Origin of the sequence: Pseudomonas sp. OV226, from assembly GCF_003148705.1 — a bacterium.
Taxonomy (GTDB): domain Bacteria; phylum Pseudomonadota; class Gammaproteobacteria; order Pseudomonadales; family Pseudomonadaceae; genus Aquipseudomonas.
Map to the genome: position 1 here is coordinate 41932 of NZ_QGGS01000029.1, position 25646 is coordinate 67577.

Below are 25646 nucleotides of genomic sequence, written 5' to 3' on the forward strand. Positions count from 1 at the left end.
TAGGGACGGCAGTTACCTGCCGCCCCCCGCCCAGATCCGTACGTGCGGAACTACCGCGTACGGCTCCTGCCTTGGGTACGTGACGCGAAGCGATCTTCAGGGTAAGGATGTGCATTTCTCGGTCTTGGTATGTAGAGGTCGGCAAGGCGTCCGTAGCGTGACCATTGAAGCCGATGACGCTGGTTGCGACGTTTGAGGGCTTGCCGCCATAGACGGCATACCGCCAGACGAAAACCGCCAAGACGTATCAGGTTTCCCGGTACCGCGTGGTAATTGAAGTAGCCACTTACCACCCGAGTGAGCCATTGCCCTTGAACCCGGATGGGTTCATGACGCCGGCGCTTCAACTCATCACGGATAACCAGCAGCGTCGCACGCATACGCTTTTTGACCGTCAGTCGCAGCACTTGAAAGTCGCCACGTCTGCTGACACTGCAACAGTGGGTGAAGCCCAGAAAATCGAATGTTTCCGGCTTACCTAAACCTCGCTTCCTGCGATTTATCGCAGCAAAACGACCGAACTCAATCAGTCGTGTTTTCGAGGCGTTGAGCGATAAACCGAACCTGGCCAGCCGGTCCTGCAACTGCGCCAGAAACTGCTGAGCCTGCACTTTCGTCCTGAAACCCACCACACTGTCATCCGCGTATCGCACGACAATTACATCGCCACGGGCGTGGCGCTCGCGCCACTTCCTTGCCCACAGATCCAGCACGTAGTGAAGATAGATATTCGCCAGCAACGGCGAGATCACTGCGCCTTGGGGAGTCCCCTTGATCGCAGCCACCCTACGGCCTTCCTCCATTACACCAGCTTGAAGCCATTTGCAGATAAGCCCGAGCAGGCGCCGGTCTGCAATCCGGTGTCCCAGAAACATCAGCATCCATTCATGGTCGATCTCATCAAAGAACGACGTGATATCCGCATCCAATATCCAGTTCACCTTCTGGCCCTTGAGCGCGACCGTTAATGCATCCAGCGCATCGTGCTGGCTACGCCCCGGCCGAAACCCATACGAGAAACCTAGAAAGTCCGCTTCATAGATCGCATTCAGAACGGTAACAACCGCCTGCTGTACGATCTTGTCCTCCAAAGAGGCAATGCCCAACGGGCGCTGCCTGCCATCGGCTTTGGGAATGTACACCCGCCGCGATGGCGTTGCACGCAAGGCTCCACTGTGGAGCCTTGCGTGCAAATCGGTCACCCGCTGGAGGAGACCTTCTTCGTACTCTCGCCACGACATGCCGTCCACGCCCACTGCGGCATCCCGGCGCAGGGAATAAAAGCTCTGCACCAGTAATTGCGGTGTAACGTGGTGCAGCAAAGCCGTGAACTGCATGCCCTTATTCCTTTGGGCTGCTTCACGTACACCTTCAAGTCCCATCGACGCGCAACTGATCCGGCTCTGTGTCCGGGGCGCGGGGGAAGTGTCGGTGTTTCCCTTGGTACGCCCCTTTCCTCCACTATCTCCGCAGGGCTAGGCCCCTTGTTCGACGGCTTCTCAGGTACTACGGGCGTATCCGACTTCTCAGCGACGTAGACAGCAGGGTTACGGCTTTTGGCCTTTCCCGCTCCGCCCGGCGCTCCCGCACCGGGCATCGCTGAGATCTCCCAGTTTCTGTGCAAAGGACTTCCCGACGTGCACAGGGTCTCCGACCGCGCGGGATCAGAGCATGACTGGCGTATAACGCCATGCTCCGTATGGCCTTCTGCTTCGGTTAACAGCATCGGCATCCCGAATTCCTGATTACGCGGCTCAATGGCTGGCCCATCGGTTTCCCCTGTCAACGCTTCACCCTGCACCTCACGGTGCAGCATGCATGACTCGGGGTCTGGTTGATTCGCCATTTCTTACCAGTATCGAACTTTCATCGACTATCCTCTGCCAGCTTTAACTGGCGCACTAACCGTCCGGGCAACACACCTTCCTGATGCCATCGCTTAAGGCGATGGTGTCCACCTAATTTAAGTGGACACCATTTTTAGCCTTTTTAAGCGGACGCCCATGCCTCAAGAACGCCGTTCCTATTCCAAATCCTTTAAGACCCAGGTCATCGCCGAGTGCGCGCAGACTGACACCTCAATTGCCAATGTCGCCTTGACCCACAACCTCAATGCCAACCTCGTCCATAAATGGATTCGGGTGCATGGGCAGAAAAACCTGGCACTGCAAACTGCCTTTATTCCGGTCAAGGCAGCGCCGTCGATAGCGACGCATCAGGTTCTTCCTGCGACGATTCGAATCGAAGTGCCTCATTCAAAAGGCGTAGTCGTGGTGAGCTGGCCGGCAGAAAATGCAGCGGCATGCTCTGCTTTTTTACGAGACCTACTGCGATGATTCGCATCGACGCCATCTGGCTCGTAAGCGTCCGGTGAAGGCACATTGCGATGGGCTACGCTGTGATCGTTAAAGATTGAGGTTCCCAGTTCGCCCCGCAACAGGCGGAGATACAGCAGCGATTAGCCGTGTAGTGATCGCCGCTCTACGTGAGTCAAATTCACAGGATTACTCACCTGACGTTATCGCTCAGGTGGAACGGAGCTTTGCTCCTGAAGCCGTCAGCGCACTGCTCGATAAGCGCAAGGTTTTCGTAGCCTTGCTAGGCGAAATTATTATCGGCACTGCAAGCCTCGACGGTGATGTTGTTAGAAGCGTTTTCGTTGATCCTGCGTACCAAGGTGGCAGTATCGGTCGGCAGTTGATGGATGTCATTCATGCTACTGCTGCCAGCGCTGGTGTTGGAGCTTTGCGGGTGCCGTCGTCGATTACGGCGGAGAAGTTTTACGCTGCGTTGGGTTATCAGAAAATTCGCGACGAGTTTCATGGGGCTGAGCGCACCATCGTTATGGAAAAACGGCTTGAGGGTTAGTCCCGGCTTTTCACCCACTTATGCGGCAGCAATTCAGTGATTTCACTCGCCCGCTGCGTTGGCAGGCGCGTAAGGACGTCCTTCAAATAAGCATACGGATCATGCCCGTTGAGTCGCGCCGACTGGATCAAACTCATGATCGCCGCAGCCCGTTTTCCGCTGCGTAGCGATCCTGCGAAGAGCCAGTTCTTGCGCCCAAGAGCCCATGGTCGGATCTGGTTCTCCGCCCAATTATTATCAATGGGTACGGCCCCGTCATCGAGGTAGCGCGACAGCGCTGCCCAGCGTTTCAGGCTGTAATCGAGTGCTCTGCTGATAGCCGAACCTTCGGGCACAAGATTACGCTGGGCGATCATCCAGGCATGCAGCCTATCCATCACGGGTACGGCTTTTTCTTGCCGTATTCGGCATCGTAAATCCGGCTCTAGGTCGCGCACTTCGCTCTCGATTTCGTACAGCAACTGGATGTAACGCAAGGCCTGCTCGGCGAGCTGGCTTTTGTTCGTGGCGTGCAGTTCGAAGAACTTGCGCCGCGCATGGGCCATGCAGCCAATTTCGGTAACACCAAGTTCAAAACTGGCTTTGTAGCCGCCAAAATCATCGCAGACCAACTTACCTTTCCAGCCTTGCAGGAAGTTGCGGGCATGCTCACCGGCGCGGCTGGGGCTGAAGTCGTAGACGACAGCGGCTGTTTCGCAGAATTGGCTGGTGGCGTAAGCCCAAACATAAGAACGGTGGGTTTTCTTCGAGCCCGGAGCAAGCATTTGCACGGGTGTTTCATCCGCGTGCACGACCTGCTGCCCGATCACTACGTCACGCAGGGCATCGACCAAGGGTTGCAACTGCACGCCCGTAACACCCACCCATTGAGCCAAAGTGGAGCGTGGAATCGCCAAGCCGGCACGACCAAAAATCGATTCCTGACGGTAAAGCGGAAGATGATCAGCGAATTTCGCGATCATGATGTGGGCAAGTAACCCGGCAGTCGGGATGCCCTTGTCGATGACCTGCGCCGGTACGGGGGCCTGGATCAGCGTTTCGCAGTCATCGCAAACCCACTTGCCACGAACATGGCGCTCAACGGTAAACACGCCCGGCGTGTAGTCCAGCTTTTCGCTGATGTCTTCACCTATGCGTTTGAGTGCGCAGCCGCATGGGCAGTGGGTGTTGTCCGGCTCGTAATGGATCAACGTGCGTGGGAATTCTGCCGGCAATGCCGTGCGCTTGGGCTTCTTTTTTTGCTCGGTCGCCGCAGGCGCTATTTGCAAGGCTTGAAGCTCGGCTTCAATCGCCGCGATATCGGTATCGATCAGGTCATCAAGCAGGCTGGCCTGCTCAGGATTCATCTGCTCGCTGCGCTTGGCAAACTTCAAACGCTTGAGTTGTGCGATCTCGTGGGTCAGCTTCTCGATCACCGTTTGATCGCGGTTGATCTTCTTGCCCATTGTTTCGACCGTCTTGCCCATGGTCTCGACCTGCGACAGCAACTGCGCAGCGAATGCACGCAGTTGATCGGGGGTCATTTGATCGAGATTGGGCGAGGAAGTCATGCCGTGGATTTTACCAAAGCAGATCGCTTGCGGCAGTAGGTCAAGGCGCTAATTACAGCTTCTTAAAGCAGTGTGATTGCACCGCCTGCTCCAACGCGTTGCCAAGGTAGACCGAGTACCAAGGCCTGAAGTTGCTCGTTATCCAGCTCCATTTCGCAGCCTTGTCGAATGCCAGGCCAATGAAACTTGCCTTGGTTCAACCGACGTGCAGCCAGCCAAACGCCAATGCCGTCTTGTACCAGCACTTTCATCCGAGTCGCGCGGCGATTGGCAAACAGATAAGCGCAGTGCGGCTTCGCCGCACCGAAGACCGCTATGACCCTAGCCAGCGCCGTTTCAGTCCCTGCGCGCATATCCATGGGTTCGGTGGCGAGCCAGATGGCATCGATGCGAATCATTGCGTGAGCCCACGGACAAAGCGGGCGCACCCTTCAGGATCAGAAGTTGGCCATTTCACTGTAATCGATTGATCACCAAACGGCAGATCAATGACCGCCGACGTTTCAGTCTGCCGTTTTGGCGTAGATTTCACTGGAATAAAAGCAGGTAGCACCGCTGGCAGCTGATCCCGGTACAGCGGCATCCACTTTCGAATGACGTTGGCGTTGATGCCATGACTGATGGCGACGCCGGAGATGGTCGCGCCTGGTTGCAGACATTCCTGAACAACTTGGGCTTTGAACGATTTAGGATAAGAGCTTCGTTGGCGCATGGAATTCCTGACGTTAAGGGCGATAGCGTCCGCTTAAAAATACGCGGACACCATCGTCCTTAATTCTGGAGTTCGGAAGGTGTGTTCGCCGGCCCCTTACTCTGGCTCGCCACCGAGCCCATGGACATGCGCGCCGGCACTGAAACCGCGCTGGCGCGGGTCGTGGCCGTGTTCGGTGCGGCGAAGCCGCACTGTGCTTATTTGTTCGCCAACCGCCGCGCCAATCGCATGAAAGTGTTGGTGCATGACGGTGTAGGGATTTGGCTGGCCGCTCGGAGCTTGAATCAAGGGCGGTTCTTTTGGCCGGGGCGTGCGGCACTGCTCTGAAGTCGAGTTAGATGCAGAGCAACTTCAAGCCTTAGTGCTCGGTTTACCTTGGCAACGCGTTGGTTCCGGCGGAGCCATCACGTTGCTCTAACTCGTCTGCAATGGCGCGCTTGCCAGCGCAATTAACGCTTCTGTCGTAGGTGAAAATCTTGGCGTCATGGCGTGCCCTGGAAATGGCCACGTAATAAACATCTTTCGCGGTTGTCCTGCTTTTTGCGTCCGCTCAATCAGCACGCGGTCTGCCGTCAAGCTTTGGCGGCTGTGAACAGTCGCTGCATAACAGCATCGGCATCTCGAATTCCTGATTACGCGGCTCAATGCTGGCCCATCGGTCCCCTGTCAACGCTTCACCCTGCACCTCACGATGCAACATGCATGACTTGGGGCTTGGTTGATTCGCCATTTCTTACCAGTATCGAACTTTCATCTACTATCCTTCGCCAGCTTTAACTGGCGCACTGACTGCCCGGTGAAGTTGCCTGCCGGACAACGTACTTTGAAATCCTTTTTGTGAGCGGTCCCCTTGGCCGGAGTTCCCCTCAGGCGCCTTAGCGCGAGTTCTGTAGAAACACCACATAGCCCCTGAACCAGGGGCTATTGCGCAGGTATGCCGGCTCATCCCATTCGCCCCCCTGAATTAACCCAACCTTGAACGGTAAACCCATGCGGCTCACGCGAGGCAGGTAAGCCCCGTAATCGGGAATGCTGTGTCGCCCCTGGTAGGTCTGTACCACCACTTCGTCTACCACGTCCTTGAGTTGTGCAATCACCTCTGGGTCGGAGTTGCTGGTCCAATCCATCAGACCAGTGATGCTCAGGCGGTATTGGACAGGCAGGCGTTGACGCAAGTCGCGCAGAAAGCTGACATATTCATTTAGATAGCGGGTGTGGGCATCAAAGTCGATCTGTATGCCGGTCACCATGTTGCCGGCCTGCTGCCAGCGTTGTACCTGTCCGAACAACTGGCGGTACACCGACACCGGCCAGCGCAGGGTATGGGCACGATAGACCACCCAGACTTCACCCCGATTCAAGCGCGGGATGGCCATGCCCTGCGCAATCAATTGCACGCCACGTTCGGGTTGCCGGCGGGACTGGCTGATCTGGCCTTGCAGGATGTACAGGCTCTTGGCAGTTGCCAGCACTGGCTGCGGTTTGACGCCGCTCCACAGCCAGAAGGCATCATACTCCCGAGCCACGACGGCAGCATGGGCGTTGCCGGCCAAAAGCCAGATCGACAGCAGGCAGTACCAAAGACGCATCTGACCTTACCAGTAGTACTGCAGGGACTTACCCCACTGGGTATCGGCGAAACTGGTCTTGAGCAGGCGGAACCAGTCCTTACGCACGGTGGGGGCGACATCCGCGCCACCACAACTGTTGTTGCCCGATGGAGCAAAGCAATTGATCGCGCGGTACAGCGCGTAGGCACGGTCATTGGGCGCCGCTTTGGTGTTGGCGATCACGCTCTGGTAGCCATCGAGTCGGGAGAACAGTTCGCCTTTGAACCCAGACGGTGTTCCCCCCAGCGTATCGGCGTTGGGCCGTTGATCCAGAGGCATGCCATCCAGGCCGTTGCGCAGGATGAATTCACCCAAGCAATTGAGTCCCGACGGACTTTTAGCATCTGTCTTCAGGGCTGTTGCGGTTTCGGCAATACTGGGGCAGGTGTAACCTGACTCGGCCTTATCGCCGCGCCACTGGAAGAGCGTCAATGAACGGCCCTCCCCAAAAAGGTAACCCAGGCTGACGCCCAATTTATCGTCGATGGGGGGCGCTGGCAGTTGCTTGAAGTCCTGGGCGAAGTTGGCGTACTGCTTGTACAACAGATCTTTGTAAAGCAGGACGAACTGCGCCGTAGCGCGCTCTGTAGGATCGCCGGCTTGGGCTATCTGCTGTTGCAGCAAAGCGGCATCGGCGACTTTGCGTAGTAGAATGTAACGCACCTGAGAGCTCTTGATCGGCGAGTTCAGGGCGAAGACCATCGCCAATTGCTGGCTACGTTCGTAATTCATCGCCAGGGCCAGCTCCAGCTGCTCCCGCTGCAGGGGCTGTTTGGCCAGCGGCAGTAATTGCAGCCACAGCGCCTGGGCGCCTTCCCAGTCGTGTTTCGCTTCCAGGGCCAGGCCGCGCAGGGTCTGCTGACTGAAGGCGAGGTAGTCAGGGTTTTCCGGTACATCAGTCGGCAGCCCTTTGAGGGCGTTGTCCGGATTCTTCTCCACGTACAGGGCAAAGGCGGCCAACAGATAGTCATACAGCGCTGGCTGCTTAGCGAATGCGGTCTTTTGCTGCTCCAGGGTTTCACGAGCTAGCGTGACTTGCTGGTAGGGTCGCATGCGCATCAGGTCGTTGACTGCCAACAACAGCGGCACCTGCGGCATGTCACCGGTGATACTTAGCAATTTGATGTCAACCTCCTCGACCAAATCGTCGAGAGACACATTGCGTTGTGACTCCTGGCTCTGGGTGAGTTGCCAGGCGAAGTCTTCGCCGAGCTTGCCCGTCTCGCCACCGAGCCAGTGCACCCGCCGCATCAACCCTTTGGCCGAGGCGGCGTAAAGCCCTTGTGGGTAACGGCTCAGGTAGACATCGAAGCCAGTTTCAGCCAGCAGCAGGTGGGACTTGTCCATATGTTCGCGTGTTAGCACATCGTATTCGTCGAAGGCGTTCTGCTGGGCGGCATTGAGCGCTGTGCGGGCCTCCATGTAGAGCGCGGTCTCCTTGAGCCAGGCTTGAGCACTGTCCTTGAGAGCAGTGAAGCCGGAGCTGGCTTCATTGAACTGGCCACTGTAGAAATCCGCGGCAGCTTGCAGGTACGTTGCGAAATCCCTGCCCAGCTGGCTCTGGATATCACCCGACAAGTCGATGTCGTCTTGTGTGCCGTCCTCGTTGCAGACTTCCAGCAGTTGCATCCGGCGATAGGCCAGTGCCACGCGTTCAGCAGGTGTCAGGTCACTGTCGACCAACTGTTGGAGAAAATCGCGGGCGCTGTCATACGAGTTGCTTCGGCAACGGCTGCCTTCGCCGGACAGAAACGCATCGCCAGCGATTTCGATTTGGTCAGAGGCCTGGGTGACACCGAGCTTTTCCAGTAATGCGGTCAATGTAGCCGCGGTGGCGGGCACCTCGCCGGTGTGCTCCGGCTCCGTCGGGTGCAGGCGGTATACCCCGAACGGTACAGGCCCGTAGCCCTCTTCAAGGTCTTGGCTGTCTAGCGCCTTTGGCGTCAAACGAAGGGTGCCCTTGTCCGCCAGCAGCAGGCGCAAATTGACTCGGTTGTCGTTGCCCGGACTTAGAAATGGCAGGTTGTTGCAGAGGTCTAAGGAGCCGTTGAGCACCCGCCAGTTGGGGTTACAGAAGTCGTCGAAGCTAGCTTGGGCCTGACTGGAAAGAAAGGCGGTAATTGCCAGTGTCAGTGATGACAGAAGACCGATTCGCATGAGTTGTCCTGGAGGATGGTTTGGAGTAGACGACTTGGGTTTTGCAGAATTTTGGGGGCGGAGCAAAATACGCGGGCACAATCGTCCTTATTGGCCAGGCTCGGAAGGTGTGTTCGCCGAGCCCTTACATCCGATCGCCAACCGCCGGTTTTACCAGCCACCCCCGCCTCCCCCGCCCCCACCACCCCCAGACTCTCCCCCACCAGAGGAGCTGCTATCAGACGAGCTGCTACTCGAACTAGAGCTTGCCCCAGACGACGGGCTCGGCGGTGGCGTTGATGCGATAACGGCGGCAGCGGTCAGCGCGCCACTGAGCTCGCTCGGCGTGCTGAAGCGACTGCTATTGCGGTACCACTCGGGACGATAGTCGGGTTCGGCCAACTCGATAACGCCGGACTCAATCGCCGCGCTCAAGCGCGCCGTCCATTGCTGTTCAACCCCAAGGGCCATAGCGTAGGGCAGGTGCTGCTCGTAGAGGGCGATGGTCATCGCAGGTGCATGGGCGGCGCCGGCCAAGGTGCCGCTTTCGGCCAACTGCAAGTACTCTCGGTAACCTTCCAGAGCATCTAAGATCTGGCGCCCTTCGACTGTTGGCGCTTCTAAGAGGCGGCGGAAGAGCACAATCTGGATAACGATCAAGGCCACGCAAACGCCCGCAATAAGTGAGGTCGCCACGATAACGCGAAGCCCGACCAAGGCGAACGGCAAACCAAACAGTATCAACACAATCCCCATCAGTCGGGATCCGTATCCGCTTTTGGTAAGGGTCGCCCAGCCGAAGACCATCAGGCCAACTCCCAAGATAAATGGAAAGAAGACGGAAAGCATCACCAGCGCATCGCCCAAAAAGCCCATCACCACAAAGGCAATCACCGCGCCCAGCACACCGAGGCACCAAGGTTTTCGGTTTTTTCTAAAAAGCTTGTCGCCCCACTCGCTGAGTTCTTTACTGTGGGCCGCCAGCGCCTTACTCATTGCCTTGACGTATTTATTGCCGACGCGAACCTCAGCTTTGCCGCCGCTGAACAAATGACCAAACAAGGCCTTTTCATGGGCCTGGGCGTTTTTGTCCAGCTTGCCGGCGGTGATGATAAACGCGGCGCTTTTCGGCGCATCGGCAATGCTGAGCACCTTGCGCCGAGCCAGATCGGTGACAGTAACTGTCATCGCCTCGACATCGCTAAAGCGGCCGCTGAAACCCTCGTTCCAGACATAGCCGGCACGTGCTGGACTCACCTCTTGAGGTGCTTCGTAGCGCGGGAAGATCATACCCTTGGCAGGGGCGGCGCCGACCTTTCGCCACCAATAAACGTAGTATGCGAACAGCGTCAGCACAGTAAGTAGGCCGACCGCGGGGCGGGGGTTATCCCAGAGCAAGCGCAGCAGCTGCATCACCGCGCTGGGATGTTTGATCAAACCAGACGGCCAGTCCAAGGCAATGGTGAAGCCTTCATTTGCGCTCAGCGGTCGGGTGGTAACTAGCTTCACGACGTTATCGCCGCGGCTTAGCACCTTGTAGGCGCCGCCGGTGGTCGAGCCGGCGTAGCCGGTATAGCCGGCCATCTGGTCGATGCGCGCGCCTTCGGGCAACTCGATGGTGGCCGTGGCTTGGGTGATGGGGAACGCCCATTGGTTGCCAGTGAGGTTCCAGTACAGCTCATCCTTATCAGCGGTGAGGTGCAGTTGGCCATCCATACGGTATTGCAGTTCATATAGATGCGGGCCTTGCTCGACGTCAGAATCTGGCGAACCGATGTAGTAACGCACGCCCCACTTGGTGCCTTCTTTTTTAAAGGGCTCAATCTGGCCGTCGCGAGTCACACTGAGCAGGTCGATAGGTGTTTTACGCACAAAGCCGCTAGGCAAACTGTAGGTGGTGGGAATCTCGCGGTATATGCCGTGCCTGATCATGTTGCCAGCGGCAGTCACCTGAATGCGCTCGGTAATCAGCAGATCGCCCTTGGGCTCGACCTTGAGCAAGATGTCGAAGTGATCAATGCGCTCTTCATGTTTGTAATTGGCGGCGTCGCCCACGTAGTCGCTAGAGTCAATCGCCAGGTCATCGTTATCTTGCAGGACCATAGTGGGAGCCGGCGCATGCTCGGCGTGGGTGTCCAGCACCTCGATGTACCCTGCCAGGGCATGGCTGATGGACAGTGCGGGCACTAGGCAGAGCATCAGTCCTAGGGCGTATTGCAGTTTTCTAGGCATCTTAAAACTCCATTTTTGGCGGCTCGGCCTGCCCGGCATCGTCCAGCGTAAAATACGCCACCCGGGTGAACGCAAACGCGTAGGCGAGCAGGTTAGTGGGCACCGATTCGACCAGAATGTTCAGCTCGCGCACCGCGCCGTTGTAGTAACGCCGGGCCATTTGAATGCGGTCTTCGACGTCGCTGAGATTTTTCTGCAGGTCGAGGAATAACCCGTTGGCCTGAAGTTCAGGGTAGGCCTCGGCGCGGGCAAATACCTGCTTGAGGGTATTGGACAACGCCTCCTCTACCTCGCCGCGTTCGACGGCGTTGCTGGCCTGATGCTGCTGGGCAACGTTGCGCTGAACGGTCAGCGCGGTAAGGGTGGCGCTCTCATAAGCCGCATAGAATTTCAGGCACTCGACCAACTGTGGAATTAGACTGGAGCGGCGCTTGAGCTGCACGTCAATATCGCTCCAAGCCGCCGCCACCCGAATGCGATTGAACACCAGCCGGTTGTAGCCCCAGATCACGCCAGCTATCAGAAGTACAACTACCGACACCATGCCCCATATTATGAGTCCCTGCATGCTATCCCCACTCTTGTCTCGATGCCGTCTTAAGTTGAAAATTTTTGTACGGACTACTAGCAATACAACGGTGATATTTGCCATCACGACTTGAGCGAACAGCCACCAGTCAATCCCCACTCTATGTTCATGCTTATCACGCAGCAGTACAGTCATCACAATGCTGCTCATGACTATCAGCTTCAATACGCATCGGTCATAAGCAAAACAAAAAGCCTCGCAGAACTGCCCCTTCAAAACTGGACACTAACTCCCATTAAATTGAAGCCATTGAAAAGCACCTGAACGCCCTCGATGAACGGTAGTTCAGGGATCCGTGCGGATGCTGTTCGTTGTAGTGTTCGAGCGCAATTGCCAAGGTATACAGCGCCGTTACTTGGCGCATCAGGCAACCCGCCTTCCGCCTAACACCGCCAGCTGGCGATGACAATCATTTGAAGCTTCCATTTGATTCGCACCAACGGAGAAGGCTAGGCTATTAGAAAGCGGGACCTAATGTGCAATCACAGCAATTCACTACAGTCCTTCATGGGATTTTTGTAAGCAAGTATGGGGAACCGAAAAGCACGTAGTTCATGGAAACCCCTTGGACCTAGATTGCCCATATTATTTCACCAGAGCTAAATCCCTTCCAAATAAACGTATAGATAGGATATGTTTCGCTGCGCTCTGATCAAAAAGAAAACTCTGGCGCACCCCAGTATTGGCCGGGATGGTCACCTCGTCAGGATTAATCAGATCGGGAAGTAATGCACTGGAGTAACCGCCCTCTTCGATCACCAGCAACGCGCCTGTTTGCCTGAGATTGATCAGGCGTACTGGCTTATTGGTGTTGTTTTTGAAGCCAATCAGGACTTTCAGTCCAGTGTCATTTACGACACCATTGTTGAGCAGCTCAACAGTGAGCATCTCTGCCATTGGCTCAAGACCAGAGAGAACTACCGCACCATCACTGCTTTCAGTGGATTCACGGCCTTTGGTGACACCCTCAGCAATGCCGCCCGCCAGATTCTTGCCCGTACTTATTAACGAAGACATTACCGAGCTGGCAGAGTCCCTCAGCGTGTTTGGCTCAGGCGCGGATATATCTGCAAAGGATGCAGCAGGCAAAAAACCCGCCATCAATAACGCGGAAGCCCATAACGCCTTTTTTATCATGTTCTCTTTTCGACCTGATTTTTTAGTGAGGATTAGTTCCCAATGATGAACGAGCGCCATTAACGGCGCTTGACCCCTTACGCCAATAAGGCGCTTGGGGACGCCATTCGAAAATAAACAGGACATTTTTGAAATGCGATTTTCTTACGCCGGTGGGCCACCCACCTTTGAATCTAATAGGCCAATTGGTGCTTGCCGAAATCCTGCTAATGCGGGATCAGGGGCACTCTCCAAAAAAACGCAATTCAGATTTACACACCCATCGACTGAAAATCTGAAGGTCTAACTGACACCGATGCGGCAAGCTCTTTCGCCACAGATCAGTTCTCATTTGGTACATAACTGCCCGTTTGCTTGCCGTCCGCATCAAACACGTTGACTCGGTTTTCCTCCTCTGCATCCCACACCTGATAGCTAGCTTCATTGCTATCGGACCCTATCGCGTACGAACGCAGTCGACCTAGTTTTTTCACCACAACGTTGTCTTTGTCGATCAACACCAGCCCATAATCAAGTTTGCTTTCTACCACGCGGCCTTCGTCAGTCAACTCCATTCCTTCGCCCCCTTCAATCTCTGCGGCGGCGAGGTTTTTCTGGAACGAATGGAGCGTCTTGTAGGTGGGCGGCACCCGCACCTTTCCGGCCAGGTCAATGGCGCCGTAAAGTTCACCCTTCTTGATCACGGCCATACCATTGGAAAAACTCTGGACCTCATCGTACGGCAGGCTGATGGCCAGGGCTTTGCCTTGGGTATCAATAAACGCGTACTTATGGCTTTTGCGATTCTGGACCAACAACGGCTGATCGTTGGCAAACTTACCGAGTGCAGTGAAGCCCGGAGGGTTGATTTTGTTCAGACTCAGGTCGTAAACATCGCGCTGTAGTTCATCGGTAGAAGTGGTGTAGATAAAGCCATCCGAGGCACTGATGGACTCGTAGCGTGGCGCCAACAACTCCTTACCAGAAAGGGACCAGATGCCATAGTTGGAATCAATACGGTAGGTCTTGGTGCCAGGACGGGCAATGAATAGTGTGCCCACCACTTTCGGGTTGACGTATTGCATCGGCACCACGATCTGTTGCTTTTTTAAGTCGTAAACACCGTAGGGACCGTTGGTGTGCTGCTGGACCACGATCATGCTGTCATTGATTTGTTGCTCGATGCCATCGAACGGCAGTTGCTTGAGCGTGTTGGTGCCGGAGGCAAACGTAAAATACTTCGTGATGCTCTGTCGCCACCCATCGTGATCACCATCGTTGATATAGCCCACCACCATGCGGTAAACGCCGGGCACCTCGGTGTAATCGATCCGCTCAAAACGTGGCGCCACCACCCATAGGCCATTCTTGTCAATGAAGCCGCTGTTGTCCGTCTTGTTGTCGAAAGCGATGTAGCGCTCCTGCGTGGATTCAGCATTAGCCATTTGCAACTCGACCGTTTGCTTTTGTGGCGCTTGCAGCACATAGATCACCACACTGGCTGGGGTGGCGTCGAAACGATAGCTGGCAGAGGAATAGGCTAGCGTCTCGGGTATTGGGGACAGGTTCTTGGTGAACATCGTCAAATGTTCTTGCAGAGCCCGGGGGGTTTTAAATTCAGTGAAATTCCTACGGATGCGCAACAATTCAGCGTAGTAAGTGCGTAGGTTGGCGATCTGGGGCGGGCTAATAACGCTATTGGAGTTACTACCGTTGTTGTACAGGGCCTTGCCGTCGTGGCTCATCCCCTGGATCACGTAGGTTGTTCCCTTAGGAGTGGCCAACATCAAGGAAGCCTCTGAGCCTCCCAGCGCTGTCAGTTGGTAATATTCCCCACCACCGAAAGTGACTTTGGAATGGTCTTTGTCCAACACAATTTTTTTGAAACCTGGGTAGCTCTGGTACGTGACTGCTAGGTCAACGTGCTCCAGCGGTTTGTTGAACTTCAGTTCGACTTCAGTGCTGTCCTGAGAGAGGTCTTCGGTAGGCGTGATCGGAATTCCCACGTCGTTGATAGGCAGTTGCGTACCATCACGCCAATATAGGGTTTTAACCTGATAATGCTCCTGGACATACTGCTCCGGTGTGGCTGCGCGCTTGAATACCTCCTGTAACGGCTCGACATTCAGCCTGATACCGGACTGGTTGTCGAAATACAATTGCTGAAAAGTCAGCGATGATTTGAGTTGCGCCAGCGCCTGCTTTACCTCTTCGGTGGGCAAGGGCACAAAGAGCGGATCGTAGCGAAGCTCTTTCTGTTCCTCGGTTTTCGCATTCTCGACTGACGTAATTTCCAGCTTAAGATTCTGAAACCTATGGTTGAGGTTTACCGTATCGCGCACGTCGAGAATCAGGTAGTTAATGCGCTTTTGGGCTTCCGACAAAGAGAGCTCACCGATGTCAGCATCACCACCTTCATTGAGTTCTTCAGCGCTGTAGTTTTCGCCGCTGAGGGGGGTATTCTCCGCCCGCCAGTCCATCAGGTAGTAAGTCGAACCGCCAATGACTGTGACGATGATCAGGGAGCTGGCAAGAAGCTTGATTCGGTTCATGGCTATTTTCACTGTGATCAAATTCGAGACTGGGGGCTCAATGGGCTGCTAGCAGAGCATGCGTCTTGGGCATCTCCGACTGGTTGTTGGCTTTGGATCTTCGCGCTTTCAGGTAATCCCCGAAGGGCTGGATACTCATCCGCCCCTTTGTTCGCGCCCATCGCGCTTAGAAACTGCTGTTGGAGCCTCAGCATTTCACCGGGACCTATACGCTGGTACTCAAGACCGAAACGTGGAGCAACCTCGCTGATAATCTGGCTTAAAGCTGGATAATGCCGATGGCTCCAGTGCGGGAACAGGTGGTGGGTCAAGTGCAGGTTGGCTCCGCCGAGCCAATACCCCAGCCATCGCGGCGTGGTCGTCCAGTCGATGGTGGTAGCAAACACATGGGAATACCGACCGCTGGGTAAAACGCCGCTTTCCGGCGCCTGGTAAAATTTCGCCTTTGCCCAATGAGTGCCGATGATCAGCATCACGAACAGCAACGAGGAGAGCATTTGGCAGCCCAAGTAAATGAGTGCGATGTAGAGCGCACTGATCGTCGATGGCAAAACGCAGAGCGGGATCAACAGCGCCAATAGCAGGTGCATGCCTTTGCCAAACACAAACAAACTCCACCCGCGCGCGCCTTGCAGCGCCATGCGCCTGGCAACCGGCGTTTGCCCCGCACGGTCCAACCAGTCGAACAGCCAGATGTAATAAGGGAAGGTCATGGCCGCGACAAGTGGCCAGTAAAAGCGCTGAACCCGCATAAAGGGTTTCCAGCGCTGGAATGGGGTCTGACGCAGAACGCCATTGGGTTCAATGTCGAGGTCGTATCCCTCAACGTTATTGTACCCGTGATGAAAAATAACGTGACGCACTCGCCAGCATTCAGGATCAAGACCTAGCGGTATGCTGACCAGGCAATTGAGCCAACGATTAGCCCAGCGTCGTTTGAAAAACGCATTGTGGGACGCATCATGGACCACGTTGACGGTGATAAACATTGCCGTAAAAATGAAGCCAAAGTAATAACCGAAATATGTCCACCCGGTGGATTGCTGCAGGCTCATGCCATAAAACCCGGCACAAAAAAGCGCCAGCCCTAGTAGCTTGGCGATCATCCCGGTATCGGCGAAACGATGGTCCTGATGCGCCGCCAGATAGTTGCTGGCTGCCTGCATCAGTGCTTTATGCACATCAGCGTCATCACGCTGGAACGTTAGCGGCTTCATTGTTGGAGCACCCTGTCCATGGACGACTCCTGCCCCATCTGGCGTAGGAACTGTTGCTGTTGTCTCAGCAGTTCACGATAGCCAATACAGCGATAGTCCATACGGTGGTCCACCGCCAACTGTTCAATGATTGCCGCCAGCGCTGGGTAATGACGATGACTCCATCCGGGGAACAGATGCTGGGTCAAGTGGTAATTCAACCCTCCGGTGAAATGGCGCAACCAACGAGGCTTGGTCAGCCAGTCGCAAGCCGTAGAAAAGTTATGTCGATACCATCCATGGGGCATTACCGCCGTATCAGGCGCACGATAAAACTGCGCCTGCGCCCAATGCGTGCCCAGCAGCAGGTAAACCACCAATAAAGACGCGCACATTTGGCTCAAGGCATACCCCAACAGCACCATCGGCCAGCTGATGCCATTGAGCTGACAAACAATCAATGGCCCCCCCAGCACCAACATCAAATGGGTGACCTTACTGACGACAAACACAGCCCAGCCTCGCCACCCTGGCAACACATGTTTTGACTTGAGTGGCGTTTTTCCTAATCGATCCGACCAGTCAAATATCCAGGCGACATAGGGCAGCGACAACGCCGCGATCGCCGGCCAGTAAAGGTGTTGATAGCGCATGTGTGCATGCCAATGCTGGAACGGAGTCTGCCGAAAGATCCCGTTCTCTTCCGTATCGAGGTCGTACTGTTCGATATTGGCGTAGACGTGGTGGAAGTCGACGTGTCGCACTCGCCAGTAATCCGGATCCACACCCAACGGCAGCGTGACCAAGCGCCCTACCAGGCGGTTGGCCCAAGATGCACGGAAGAAGACGTTGTGAGAGGCGTCGTGATTGACGACCACGTTGAGCAACATTCCCATCATCACAAACAGGAAGTAGCAACCTACAAACTCCCACGCGTTGTGCTGCATCAGGCTCATGATATAGAACCCCGCGCACAGCATCAGCAACACCGCGGCCCTGGTGAGCAGCCAACCATCGGCATAACGGTGGTCATCCGCCAGATATGTGCGAGCCGCGCGCTTGAGTGCTTGATGAAAGGCCTGCTCGCCATCAGCGGGAAAGACTAGAGGCCTGAGGATTTCAACCATGAGGCTGTTCCATCGCAACAGGAGCGTCTGATCGTCGCCGACTGCAAGACCACAGCACCGCTACTCCATGCGCACCCAGCGAGACAAGCACGACCTGCCAATACGCCTGTGACCAACCCAGTAGCCCGAGAAACAGCAGCGGCAGCCCCAGCGTAATCCCTCCCCAGATCATCACGCTCCAAACACGGCCTTGCACCATGCCCGCCAGCGCCACCGGCCCCAGTGCCAACAAGGTGAAGAGCGTGACTTGTGGCCAACGCACGTTGCTATAGCCGTAGCCATACTCATAGACATACGCAATCACCCCGGCAAACACCAGCAGCGCACCACTGAAAGCCGTCAAGTTCGAGCAAGGCCAACGCCCAACCTTATCGGACAGTGTCACCGGCAGGCGAAAATAGCGCAGCAATGGGGCATTGCTCGCCCAGAATGGGTTAGCAGATGGTTTCGCACCGCTCACGCCATAATCGAACGGTGCGTGCGGCAGACTGGGGCAAAACGTTCCGAACAGTTTGTCCCAGAAGATAAAACTGCCGCCAAAATTCTTGTTCGAGTAGGCCATGTCTTTGACATGATGTACCCGATGATGGGCAGGCGTGACCAACACCGACTCCAGGAAACCCAATTTGGGCGTCAGTGCACTGTGATTAAACAGTTGAAGTGTGTAATGCAGGATGGATACCGTGACAAACACCGATAACGGGACACCCAGCACGGCCAACAACAAAAAGAATGGGATGGAGGTTAGGGACGAGTACCAAGAGTTGCGCACCCCCAATGACAGATTGAAATGCTCGCCCTGATGGTGAACTACGTGCACCGCCCACAGCACGCGCAAGAAGTGGTGTGCACGGTGTAACCAATAGAAACTGAAATCCCAAGCAAACAGAGCAAATACCCAAACCAGCGTTGGTGACCATGATTCAAATAGCGAGAGGCTGAAGTGGGTAACGACATAGCTATAACAGGTGATTTCCAGCCCACGGAACAACCACAGCATGAGATGGCCGGAGTTCAGGTTGAACATTACGTCATGCCAGTTGACCGATTCATGCCGGTGCCACCGCACGACCAGCATCTCGCCAATCACCACCAGCAACATAAACAGAATGGGGAACGCTAAGTCGATCATCACGTCTCTCCTCTGACCGCACCGTGAATCAAACCCATGCGCTCGACCAACCATGCGGACACCAGCGCCAACAACGCACCGCTGACCAAGTCAATCGACAAATGACGGCGTAACTGCAGAATTGAAAAGGCGATCGACGCCGCCCAGAGGATGAACAACACCGTTCTCACTTTGTGCCTTGTATCGCGCACTGCCCATACGACCAGCATCGTCAGCGCCATGTGCAATGACGGTAAGCAATTTTGCCTAGAGTCGAACTGTGTTAATGCGCTCAACACATCAGAACTGAGGGTGGTGCCGTGATCCAGCGGATAGGCCATGGTCGTCGGCCATAACACATAAACGCCCCCTGCCCCTATCGCCGTCAACTGCATGGCCAGGGCCAAGCCCTTAACCCGCTCAATCGGAGCAAGCAGGTAAGCCAACGGAATCATGATGAAGAACGACAGGTACAACCAAATAGCGTGTGGACTGAATGGAATCAGTCGGTCGATCAGTGAGGGTGAGATGACTGTTCCCTCACTTTGAAAACGGTCAGTGAGGTTATAAACAACACCCACACATCCCCAGCCCAACAGCATGTGCCACAACCTTGGAAGGATTACCTTGATCATGGGTTCGCCTTGCGAATGATTCTTCGTCTTTTCTGTTCGAACGCCGGCATCACGGCCTGAACCGTCAACTGCCACTCAAGTGATTCAGTGGCAATCCCCTGTTGCTCGAACGCTGTCACGAGTTGTGCGTGACACTCTGCCAACTGCTGTTGTGAACAGTCGGCTACGAGGTGCAAACTTTGTTCCGCCTGCTGAATCAACCGATAGTCACTGATCAGCGGCAACGCATTGGCAATGACCCGCGTGCACAGGTCCGCGAATACGACCTGCGGCTTGCCCAGGTGACTGAGCAAAAGCAACTGGTCATCGCAGCGGCCTTCTATTCGTTCAATGGCCATAGTCGCTTGCCCGCAAGGACAGGGCTCGACCTTCCTGACCAGTACATCGTCGAGCCGATAGCGCACAATGGGTTGTGTGCGACGGGTGAAATCGGTAATCAACGGTGTAAAGTGGAGCTCATCGAGCCACTGGGGCTCGATGTACAGAAACTCTTCATTCAAATGCAGCGTGCCATGGGAACAGGTGGCTGCCAGAAACCCCTCGGTGGCCTGATACACCTCACCAATGTCAGGAAACACCTGTTCCAACACCCGTCGATCATGCATGTCCAGGACTTCGGCCACCGAGATCACTTTTTTGACGTCCAGGACCAACTTCTTATCGAGCACAGCGAGCGCAAGCGCCCTCAACACCTGGGCCGGAGCGACAATGATCGTCGGTGCCTGCTGCTGCAAACGCGACAGTTGTGCCGGGAAAGGCGCAAACAGATCGTAGAACTCCAGGCTCAGCCAGCAGTTGTTCACACTGTGGTAAAGGTTGTTGTCCGCACGTAAAAACAACGCAACGCGTTCACCGGCAAAAATGCCGTCAGGCAACATCTTTGCCAGCATGCCACCGGCCCAGACCTGTTGCTCCCGCTCACTGACGACAAAAACACCGCGTTGCCCCGACGTGCCAGACGACAACCCTACACTGTAGGTGCCGACCTTGGGGGTGAAGTCGCGTTCGGTTTCGCTGCGTCGGGCGCACGCCAGTAACTGATCGCGCTGCAATTGGGCAGTGTTCATCTGGTCGAACTGCGCCATCATCAGCGCCTTATCCATCAACGGCCATTCGGCCACTGGCAGTGCGCTGTAAGGGCGAAAATAGGCACTCTGTGCAAGGACCTTCTGAGCGAAGCGCTTCAACTGCTGTGCCTGATAGGCTTGCAGCACTGCGCGATCGGTGAAGGTCAGGCGCTTGGTACGAAAGTAGTGCCAGAGGGTCTTCACCGGGATCATAGGTCGCCCTCATGACACAGCCGGATGTTGACATGACCAGCCACCCACAATTGGTTCAGTCGGCGGAGCGTGTCGTAATAGACGCAGGAATCATCCATCAGCAAATTGGCCAATACCGAGGGGCCGCGCAAGGTTTGATAGCTCTGAGGAGACCATCCGGCGTCACTGGCCAACAACGTCCAGCCTTCGTCGGTTTGAATGAACGCGCCGATATGCCCCACCGCATGGCCTGGCAAAGACACCAGAAAAATCTGCCCCTGACTTCCCGGCAGTTCAAAACCGTGATCGAAAGGCGCCAACTGCTCAGGCAAGCCCACCCGCGCAAAGCTCTCAATAAACTGCAGTCGTGCTTCAAAACTCTCCGGGATCAAGCCGGGTATGAAGGCTTGCATCAATGCCGAAAACCCACGCAGCGTCCGGATTTTTTGCCACCCCTGCCCCGAGCAGATGAAATTGAGCTGGTTGAAGTCGCGCAGCCCAGCAATATGGTCGGCATGAAAATGCGAAAGGATTAGCCCCTCGATGTCATTGCCTACCAAGCCTGCGGTGCGCAGTTGCTCGACCAGTGACTCACGTGGGTCGAAGTACACCGGAGTGACCTGGCGGTACACACGAAAGAGGCCGGACTGCGTCTGCTCCTGGAAATGCGTCGAGTAGCCGGTATCCCATAGCCAGCGACGACTACCAACCTCCAATAGATAAGCCCGGGCCGGGAACTTACACACGCGCAGACCAGCCCCTTGTTGTGCCATGCAGGCGATGTGGGTGCAGTAGCCCACCTCGAATGTGGTGACTTTAGCCATGAGCGGCCGTTCCCTGTCGCCTGAACCAAGCACCTGTTTGCTCAATCCCCTGCTCCATCGTGTAGCGTGGCGAGTACCCCAGTTCCTCATTGGCGCGCACCTGGCTGAGCGTCATATCGAAATTCAACGCGGCGACGCTGTAACGCGTCAACTGCGGCTCTTTGCCCGTAGCGCAACTCAGTAGCTCCAGCCCGCGGGCTAGTGCATGCAAGAGTGGGTAGGGAATCCCCTGCAACTGATAGTGCAGGCCCAACTGTCCACGCAGCAAAAGATGCAGCGTGTCCGCCAAGCGCATCGGCTGGTGATTGGTGATGTTGTAGGCAGCCCCGGAAGGTAACGAGTTGCCGCGGCTCGCCAGGTCCATGGCATGCACCACGTTGAGCACAAAGGTCAGGTCCAACAGCGCTTTGCCGCCGTCGGGAAGACCTAATATTCCACGATCGCGCTCAAGTCGGCTCAGCACCCTGGGCAGGATCACCCGATCATGTGGACCGAATATGCCACGGGGTCTCAAGATTACGTAAGTGGTGTTCTGATAGCGCGGCACCAGCGCCTGAATGCGCTGCTCCGCCGCGTACTTACTACTGGCGTAGTGGTTGGCAAAGCGTGGAGCTCGATAGCTTTCAGAGACTTCGTGATGGTGCTGAAAGTTGAAATAAATCGCAGGCGTGGAAATATGAACAAATCGCCGTACACCGGCACGCCCCGCTGACTCAGCTATTTTTTGCGTGCCGACAACGTTAGCCTGATAGAAATCCTCGAGACGGCCCCACGGGGAGGACTTTGCTGCACAGTGCCAGACGGCATCACACCCGCCCATCAATTTCTGGCATTGCTCTAGGGTGGCGCGCGTCAAGTCCAGAGAGGTAAATTCCGCGCCTAACTCTTGTAGTACTTCACCGACCTGACAGTCACGACCGGTTGCATGCAACTCATGACCTTCCTCGAGCAACCAGTGCGCGGCGTTCAGCCCTAATCCACTGGTGGCACCTGTAAGCAGAACTTTCACGGAAGCAGGACCATGCCAGCTAGTGACAGACCGGCAGCGGTCCCAATGAGCATCACAGGCTCGCCTCGTTTGTACTGTCCACCGATGACCGCTGCGTGCAACGCCGTGGGTATCGACGCGGCTACCTGATTGCCGTGATAACGATAAATATCCACCAACACACTGGGAGAGATCTTCAATCGCCGGCGCATATGTTCCAACGACAGATGACTCGCTTGGTGTGGAACGACAGTGGCGATTTGCGCCAGCGTCAAACCACTCGCAGCCAACAACCGAGCAAAGTAATCCTCAATTAGTGCAGAAGCTTGCCTAAACAATTGTTTGCCACGCATATGGAACAAGAAATCGCTATCAGTCATGCCCGCACGAGGATTGCGCCTTGTACCACCCGCTTGTATCTCGCAAAGTTCACTGCCTGAAGGGTAGGTTTCGACTAGGCTTCCAAGTATGCCGCTATTGCCATCACCCCGTTCAACAATGGCGCACGCAGCGCCATCGCCCAAAATCAATGAAGATTCTTCGTCGCCCCAGTCGATCCCGCGAGAGGCCAGATCAGCCGATACAATAGCGATTCGACGGTAGGTACCGGCGTTAAGTAGTCCTGCAGCCACTTGTAGTGCCGAGATAAAACTCACGCAACTATTGTTGATGTCGAAACCGGGGGTTCCTTGTGGCAACCGGGAGACTTTTAAAACATGCACCGCGGTACACGGCAGCGCCTGCACTGAGATCGCAGACGCCGATATCAACAAATCGACAGACGCAGCATCAATACCATGTCGATCCAAGGTGTCGTGAAGGGCTGCCGCAGCCAACTCCGCTTGGCTGGCATTGTCCGAGGCATGATAGCGATAGCTAATCCCCGAGTGCTTTTCGACATAACCCTCCGGCTTATTGAGCGACCTATCAAGGGATGCTGATGCTACGCGATTGGGCGGTAAAGCAACGCCAGTAGCAATGACCTTCAAGGGAAGCAAAGCAAGCGGTGAAAGTGACGACATGATGTATGTTTTACCTTGTACGTGGACGTAGAGGCCCGTCGACCCAACACATATGCAAGCTGTTGAAGAAATCTCTAAATGCGGAGGTTTCGACTATGTTGCACCTAACAAGGAAAGTCCTACCCCCTAGCAACCGCCCTCCTCACCTAGATGCATGTTACGAAAAGCGCCAGGCAGCATAAAAATTTTGCCCCTTGAATGCTGGACCCATTGCGCCATTAAAGCGGCCCCTAACGCCAAAAGGATCAATGGTGGTCCAAATAACTGAAGGCCGAGGCCGAACGCCTGAATTGGATGGATCTACAATCGTTGTCCTTAATTGGATGATTTCGCGCGCGCTGGATCTTGGAGCGTCAAGATGGCAGACAACGGAGCTAACAATAGTGAGGGGCCGCCAATCGATGTATTGGTATGTGCGTCGCAGCCGGCCGAAATTACCCAACAGGTATTCAGGTCGCGAGCGAAAACACTCTTGGACGTGGCGCATGCTTGCGATTCATTTCTGCGCGATCACAGCAACCACCATTAGCTGCTTGGCGATTTCCGGTCATAAAGCGTACGGAAAACAAGGCGCTAGGCAGGATCTGCTTCCCTGCGAGCGCTGTCAGAACGGATCGGTCGCGGCGGGCGATAGCCCATTAGGCTAGGTGTGTCGATGCTAGGTGTGTCGATGGCGCATAGGGCTTTCACTCGCATTTAATCTGAACCCTTAAGTACATTGATTGCGAGCATGGCTGTTTTCGAACGCTAGCAGCAACTACACCCTAGTTGCCCACTGGATTACCAGCAACGTCGTAACGCTGCTGATATATGCCAAAGCCGCTATTCCACGCCACTACCCAACCGCCGCCTGCCAGCGAGGTAACAGTTGTGGTGTCAAAGTCTTCAGAGCCGCGTGTGATGGAACTGCCGTCTGTGGTGGAATTGACCTGCGTCTCGCCTCCCACCTTGCCCCCCGATACAGCGTACCGCTGCTGAAAAATACCCCTGTCACCCCCGTCCAGGAGATCGCTATTCCATGTCACTAACCAGCCACCGTCTGCCAATGCCGTGACGGCGCGACCGCTTTGATTCCCGCTCGTGATGGTATTGACCCGTGTCTCGATGCCAGCCTTGACACCCGACGCCGCGTAGCGCTGCTGATAGATGTCAATGCCCAAACCGCCCTGCTCTTCACTTTCCCACGTCACCAGCCAGCCTCTGTCCGCCAGAGCCGTAGCGGCAGCCCTGAATTGATTCCTGACCGTGGTGGTGTTAACTCGTGTCTCGATGCCCTCCTTGGCACCTGATGCAGCGTAGCGCTGCTGATAGACGTCAAAGAGAGAATCATCCTGCCCAAAGCCTTGCCATACCACCAGCCAACCGCCGTCCGGCAGCGCGGTAACAGCGGGGATATCGTTATCGATGTTCTCGGTGCTACTGACATGGATCTCACCACCCACCTTGGTACCCGACGCAGCGTAGCGCTGCTGATAGATACCCCAGTAAGACCCGTCCTGGAGATCGCTTTTCCACGTTACTAGCCAGCCGCCATCCGCCAGCGTAGTCGTGGCGGGATTGGTTTGATCGCCGTTCTCGGTGATATTGATTTGGGTCTCGATACCCACTTTGACACCCGACGCCGCATAACGCTGCTGATAGACGTCCCAATGCTCAAAACGGTCTTGGCGGTCGCTTTCCCATGTCACTAGCCAGCCGCCGTCCGCTAGCGGGGTCGCCACAGGGATGTCCTGATTGCAGTTCTCCCTGGTATTGACCCGCATCTCAGCGCCCTCCTTGGCACCCGACGCAGCGTAGCGTTGCTGATAGACGCTCCCATGCTCAGGACCCTCCTGGCTTGAGCTGGAGCTGTGCCACGTGACCAGCCAGCCGCCATCATGAAGCGGGGCCACATTGGCCGAGTCATACCCACCTGCTATCGTCGTATTAACTCGCGTATTCAGTGCATTAAACGGTGCTTTAAGTAGCCCAGCAAAAACAGGGGTGGCGCCTCCGGCCACGAGCAGAGCCAGAGAAAACGAAAGACAGATTTTTTTCATCGGTAACACCATCAAATGCCAGCCCTTGGATTGTCAGGGTAAAAGATCACTCAATGAGATGCGCGACCGGACGTGCCAAC

General features: G+C 55.6%; 22 protein-coding genes. 3 read left to right on the forward strand and 19 right to left on the reverse strand.

Features of this window, described 5'->3' with window-relative positions; all coding sequences use genetic code 11:
• Positions 1–50: 50 nt before the first annotated feature.
• The gene (ltrA, locus tag C7534_RS29305) at positions 51–1337 is read right to left on the reverse strand and encodes a group II intron reverse transcriptase/maturase (protein ID WP_109787942.1); all 1287 of its coding nucleotides are present in this window, start codon (positions 1335–1337) and stop codon (positions 51–53) included.
• A 666-nt stretch (positions 1338–2003) separates the two neighbouring features.
• Here ltrA and tnpA (C7534_RS29315) point away from each other — a divergent pair.
• Complete coding sequence (gene tnpA / locus C7534_RS29315; protein WP_256594844.1) at positions 2004–2336, forward strand: IS66-like element accessory protein TnpA; 333 nt, start codon at positions 2004–2006, stop codon at positions 2334–2336.
• Between the two features lie 76 nt (positions 2337–2412).
• Complete coding sequence (locus C7534_RS29320; protein WP_109787920.1) at positions 2413–2868, forward strand: GNAT family N-acetyltransferase; 456 nt, start codon at positions 2413–2415, stop codon at positions 2866–2868.
• On the opposite strand, the gene tnpC is transcribed toward C7534_RS29320, so the two are convergent.
• The 3 genes from tnpC to tnpA (C7534_RS29335) all read right to left on the reverse strand — a co-directional run bounded on the left by tnpC (position 2865) and on the right by tnpA (C7534_RS29335) (position 5130).
• Positions 2865–4418, reverse strand: coding sequence for an IS66 family transposase (gene tnpC, locus C7534_RS29325; RefSeq protein ID WP_109787921.1), 1554 nt, complete (start codon positions 4416–4418; stop codon positions 2865–2867). The two genes, C7534_RS29320 and tnpC, sit on opposite strands and share 4 nt — an antisense overlap.
• A gap of 62 nt (positions 4419–4480) precedes the next feature.
• A complete protein-coding gene (gene tnpB / locus C7534_RS33010; protein WP_146206214.1) occupies positions 4481–4816 on the reverse strand; it encodes an IS66 family insertion sequence element accessory protein TnpB in 336 nt (111 codons plus the stop codon).
• Entirely contained in the window at positions 4813–5130 is a 318-nt protein-coding gene (gene tnpA / locus C7534_RS29335; protein WP_109787922.1) for an IS66-like element accessory protein TnpA, read from the reverse strand. The genes tnpB (C7534_RS33010) and tnpA (C7534_RS29335) overlap by 4 nt, the downstream gene beginning before the upstream one ends.
• 81 nt (positions 5131–5211) lie before the next feature.
• Between tnpA (C7534_RS29335) and tnpB (C7534_RS32435) the strand changes: the two genes are divergently transcribed.
• A complete protein-coding gene (gene tnpB, locus C7534_RS32435) occupies positions 5212–5457 on the forward strand; it encodes an IS66 family insertion sequence element accessory protein TnpB (protein ID WP_256594845.1) in 246 nt (81 codons plus the stop codon).
• 548 nt (positions 5458–6005) lie between these two features.
• On the opposite strand, the gene C7534_RS29345 is transcribed toward tnpB (C7534_RS32435), so the two are convergent.
• The 15 genes from C7534_RS29345 to C7534_RS29415 form a co-directional block, all read right to left on the reverse strand.
• On the reverse strand, positions 6006–6719 hold the full coding sequence (locus C7534_RS29345) for a DUF3142 domain-containing protein (protein WP_109787923.1): 714 nt from the start codon (positions 6717–6719) through the stop codon (positions 6006–6008).
• Positions 6720–6725: 6 nt separating this feature from the next.
• Positions 6726–8897, reverse strand: a complete 2172-nt coding sequence (locus C7534_RS29350; protein WP_109787924.1) for an outer membrane assembly lipoprotein YfiO — start codon at positions 8895–8897, stop codon at positions 6726–6728.
• 150 nt (positions 8898–9047) lie between these two features.
• A complete protein-coding gene (locus tag C7534_RS29355; RefSeq protein ID WP_158283943.1) occupies positions 9048–11108 on the reverse strand; it encodes a DUF2207 domain-containing protein in 2061 nt (686 codons plus the stop codon).
• Between the two features lies 1 nt (position 11109).
• The gene (locus tag C7534_RS29360; protein WP_256594846.1) at positions 11110–11832 is read right to left on the reverse strand and encodes a LemA family protein; all 723 of its coding nucleotides are present in this window, start codon (positions 11830–11832) and stop codon (positions 11110–11112) included.
• Positions 11833–12282: 450 nt separating this feature from the next.
• Complete coding sequence (locus C7534_RS29365; protein ID WP_256594847.1) at positions 12283–12894, reverse strand: hypothetical protein; 612 nt, start codon at positions 12892–12894, stop codon at positions 12283–12285.
• A gap of 260 nt (positions 12895–13154) precedes the next feature.
• Positions 13155–15365, reverse strand: a complete 2211-nt coding sequence (locus C7534_RS29370) for a WG repeat-containing protein (protein ID WP_256594848.1) — start codon at positions 15363–15365, stop codon at positions 13155–13157.
• Between the two features lie 17 nt (positions 15366–15382).
• Positions 15383–16582, reverse strand: a complete 1200-nt coding sequence (locus C7534_RS29375) for a fatty acid desaturase family protein (protein WP_109787927.1) — start codon at positions 16580–16582, stop codon at positions 15383–15385.
• Positions 16579–17688, reverse strand: a complete 1110-nt coding sequence (locus C7534_RS29380; RefSeq protein ID WP_109787928.1) for a fatty acid desaturase family protein — start codon at positions 17686–17688, stop codon at positions 16579–16581. The genes C7534_RS29375 and C7534_RS29380 overlap by 4 nt, the downstream gene beginning before the upstream one ends.
• On the reverse strand, positions 17681–18820 hold the full coding sequence (locus C7534_RS29385) for a sterol desaturase family protein (RefSeq protein WP_109787929.1): 1140 nt from the start codon (positions 18818–18820) through the stop codon (positions 17681–17683). The genes C7534_RS29380 and C7534_RS29385 overlap by 8 nt, the downstream gene beginning before the upstream one ends.
• A complete protein-coding gene (locus tag C7534_RS29390; RefSeq protein ID WP_109787930.1) occupies positions 18820–19434 on the reverse strand; it encodes a phosphatase PAP2 family protein in 615 nt (204 codons plus the stop codon). Before C7534_RS29390 ends, C7534_RS29385 begins: the two co-directional genes overlap by 1 nt.
• Positions 19431–20714 (reverse strand): F390 synthetase-related protein, encoded by a 1284-nt coding sequence (locus C7534_RS29395; protein ID WP_109787931.1) that lies wholly within the window; start codon positions 20712–20714, stop codon positions 19431–19433. The genes C7534_RS29390 and C7534_RS29395 overlap by 4 nt, the downstream gene beginning before the upstream one ends.
• Positions 20711–21517 carry an MBL fold metallo-hydrolase gene (locus tag C7534_RS29400; protein ID WP_109787932.1) on the reverse strand — a complete coding sequence of 269 codons (807 nt, stop codon included), beginning with the start codon at positions 21515–21517 and terminating at the stop codon, positions 20711–20713. The genes C7534_RS29395 and C7534_RS29400 overlap by 4 nt, the downstream gene beginning before the upstream one ends.
• The gene (locus C7534_RS29405) at positions 21510–22526 is read right to left on the reverse strand and encodes an NAD-dependent epimerase/dehydratase family protein (protein WP_109787933.1); all 1017 of its coding nucleotides are present in this window, start codon (positions 22524–22526) and stop codon (positions 21510–21512) included. Before C7534_RS29405 ends, C7534_RS29400 begins: the two co-directional genes overlap by 8 nt.
• A complete protein-coding gene (locus C7534_RS29410) occupies positions 22523–23527 on the reverse strand; it encodes a 3-oxoacyl-[acyl-carrier-protein] synthase III C-terminal domain-containing protein (protein WP_109787934.1) in 1005 nt (334 codons plus the stop codon). The genes C7534_RS29405 and C7534_RS29410 overlap by 4 nt, the downstream gene beginning before the upstream one ends.
• 764 nt (positions 23528–24291) lie before the next feature.
• Positions 24292–25566 carry a hypothetical protein gene (locus tag C7534_RS29415; RefSeq protein WP_109787935.1) on the reverse strand — a complete coding sequence of 425 codons (1275 nt, stop codon included), beginning with the start codon at positions 25564–25566 and terminating at the stop codon, positions 24292–24294.
• Positions 25567–25646: the final 80 nt, after the last annotated feature.

Bases quoted from the DNA above. Each gene is read 5' to 3' on its own strand.
- ltrA (WP_109787942.1), bottom strand. From the start codon at position 1,337: ATGCAGTTCACGGCTTTGCTGCACCACGTTACACCGCAATTACTGGTG.
- tnpA (WP_256594844.1), top strand. From the start codon at position 2,004: ATGCCTCAAGAACGCCGTTCCTATTCCAAATCCTTTAAGACCCAGGTC.
- tnpC (WP_109787921.1), bottom strand. From the start codon at position 4,418: ATGACTTCCTCGCCCAATCTCGATCAAATGACCCCCGATCAACTGCGT.
- tnpB (WP_146206214.1), bottom strand. From the start codon at position 4,816: ATGATTCGCATCGATGCCATCTGGCTCGCCACCGAACCCATGGATATG.
- tnpA (WP_109787922.1), bottom strand. From the start codon at position 5,130: ATGCGCCAACGAAGCTCTTATCCTAAATCGTTCAAAGCCCAAGTTGTT.
- C7534_RS29345 (WP_109787923.1), bottom strand. From the start codon at position 6,719: ATGCGTCTTTGGTACTGCCTGCTGTCGATCTGGCTTTTGGCCGGCAAC.
- C7534_RS29350 (WP_109787924.1), bottom strand. From the start codon at position 8,897: ATGCGAATCGGTCTTCTGTCATCACTGACACTGGCAATTACCGCCTTT.
- C7534_RS29355 (WP_158283943.1), bottom strand. From the start codon at position 11,108: ATGCCTAGAAAACTGCAATACGCCCTAGGACTGATGCTCTGCCTAGTG.
- C7534_RS29360 (WP_256594846.1), bottom strand. From the start codon at position 11,832: ATGACTGTACTGCTGCGTGATAAGCATGAACATAGAGTGGGGATTGAC.
- C7534_RS29365 (WP_256594847.1), bottom strand. From the start codon at position 12,894: ATGGCGCTCGTTCATCATTGGGAACTAATCCTCACTAAAAAATCAGGT.
- C7534_RS29370 (WP_256594848.1), bottom strand. From the start codon at position 15,365: ATGAACCGAATCAAGCTTCTTGCCAGCTCCCTGATCATCGTCACAGTC.
- C7534_RS29375 (WP_109787927.1), bottom strand. From the start codon at position 16,582: ATGAAGCCGCTAACGTTCCAGCGTGATGACGCTGATGTGCATAAAGCA.
- C7534_RS29380 (WP_109787928.1), bottom strand. From the start codon at position 17,688: ATGGTTGAAATCCTCAGGCCTCTAGTCTTTCCCGCTGATGGCGAGCAG.
- C7534_RS29385 (WP_109787929.1), bottom strand. From the start codon at position 18,820: ATGATCGACTTAGCGTTCCCCATTCTGTTTATGTTGCTGGTGGTGATT.
- C7534_RS29390 (WP_109787930.1), bottom strand. From the start codon at position 19,434: ATGATCAAGGTAATCCTTCCAAGGTTGTGGCACATGCTGTTGGGCTGG.
- C7534_RS29395 (WP_109787931.1), bottom strand. From the start codon at position 20,714: ATGATCCCGGTGAAGACCCTCTGGCACTACTTTCGTACCAAGCGCCTG.
- C7534_RS29400 (WP_109787932.1), bottom strand. From the start codon at position 21,517: ATGGCTAAAGTCACCACATTCGAGGTGGGCTACTGCACCCACATCGCC.
- C7534_RS29410 (WP_109787934.1), bottom strand. From the start codon at position 23,527: ATGTCGTCACTTTCACCGCTTGCTTTGCTTCCCTTGAAGGTCATTGCT.
- C7534_RS29415 (WP_109787935.1), bottom strand. From the start codon at position 25,566: ATGAAAAAAATCTGTCTTTCGTTTTCTCTGGCTCTGCTCGTGGCCGGA.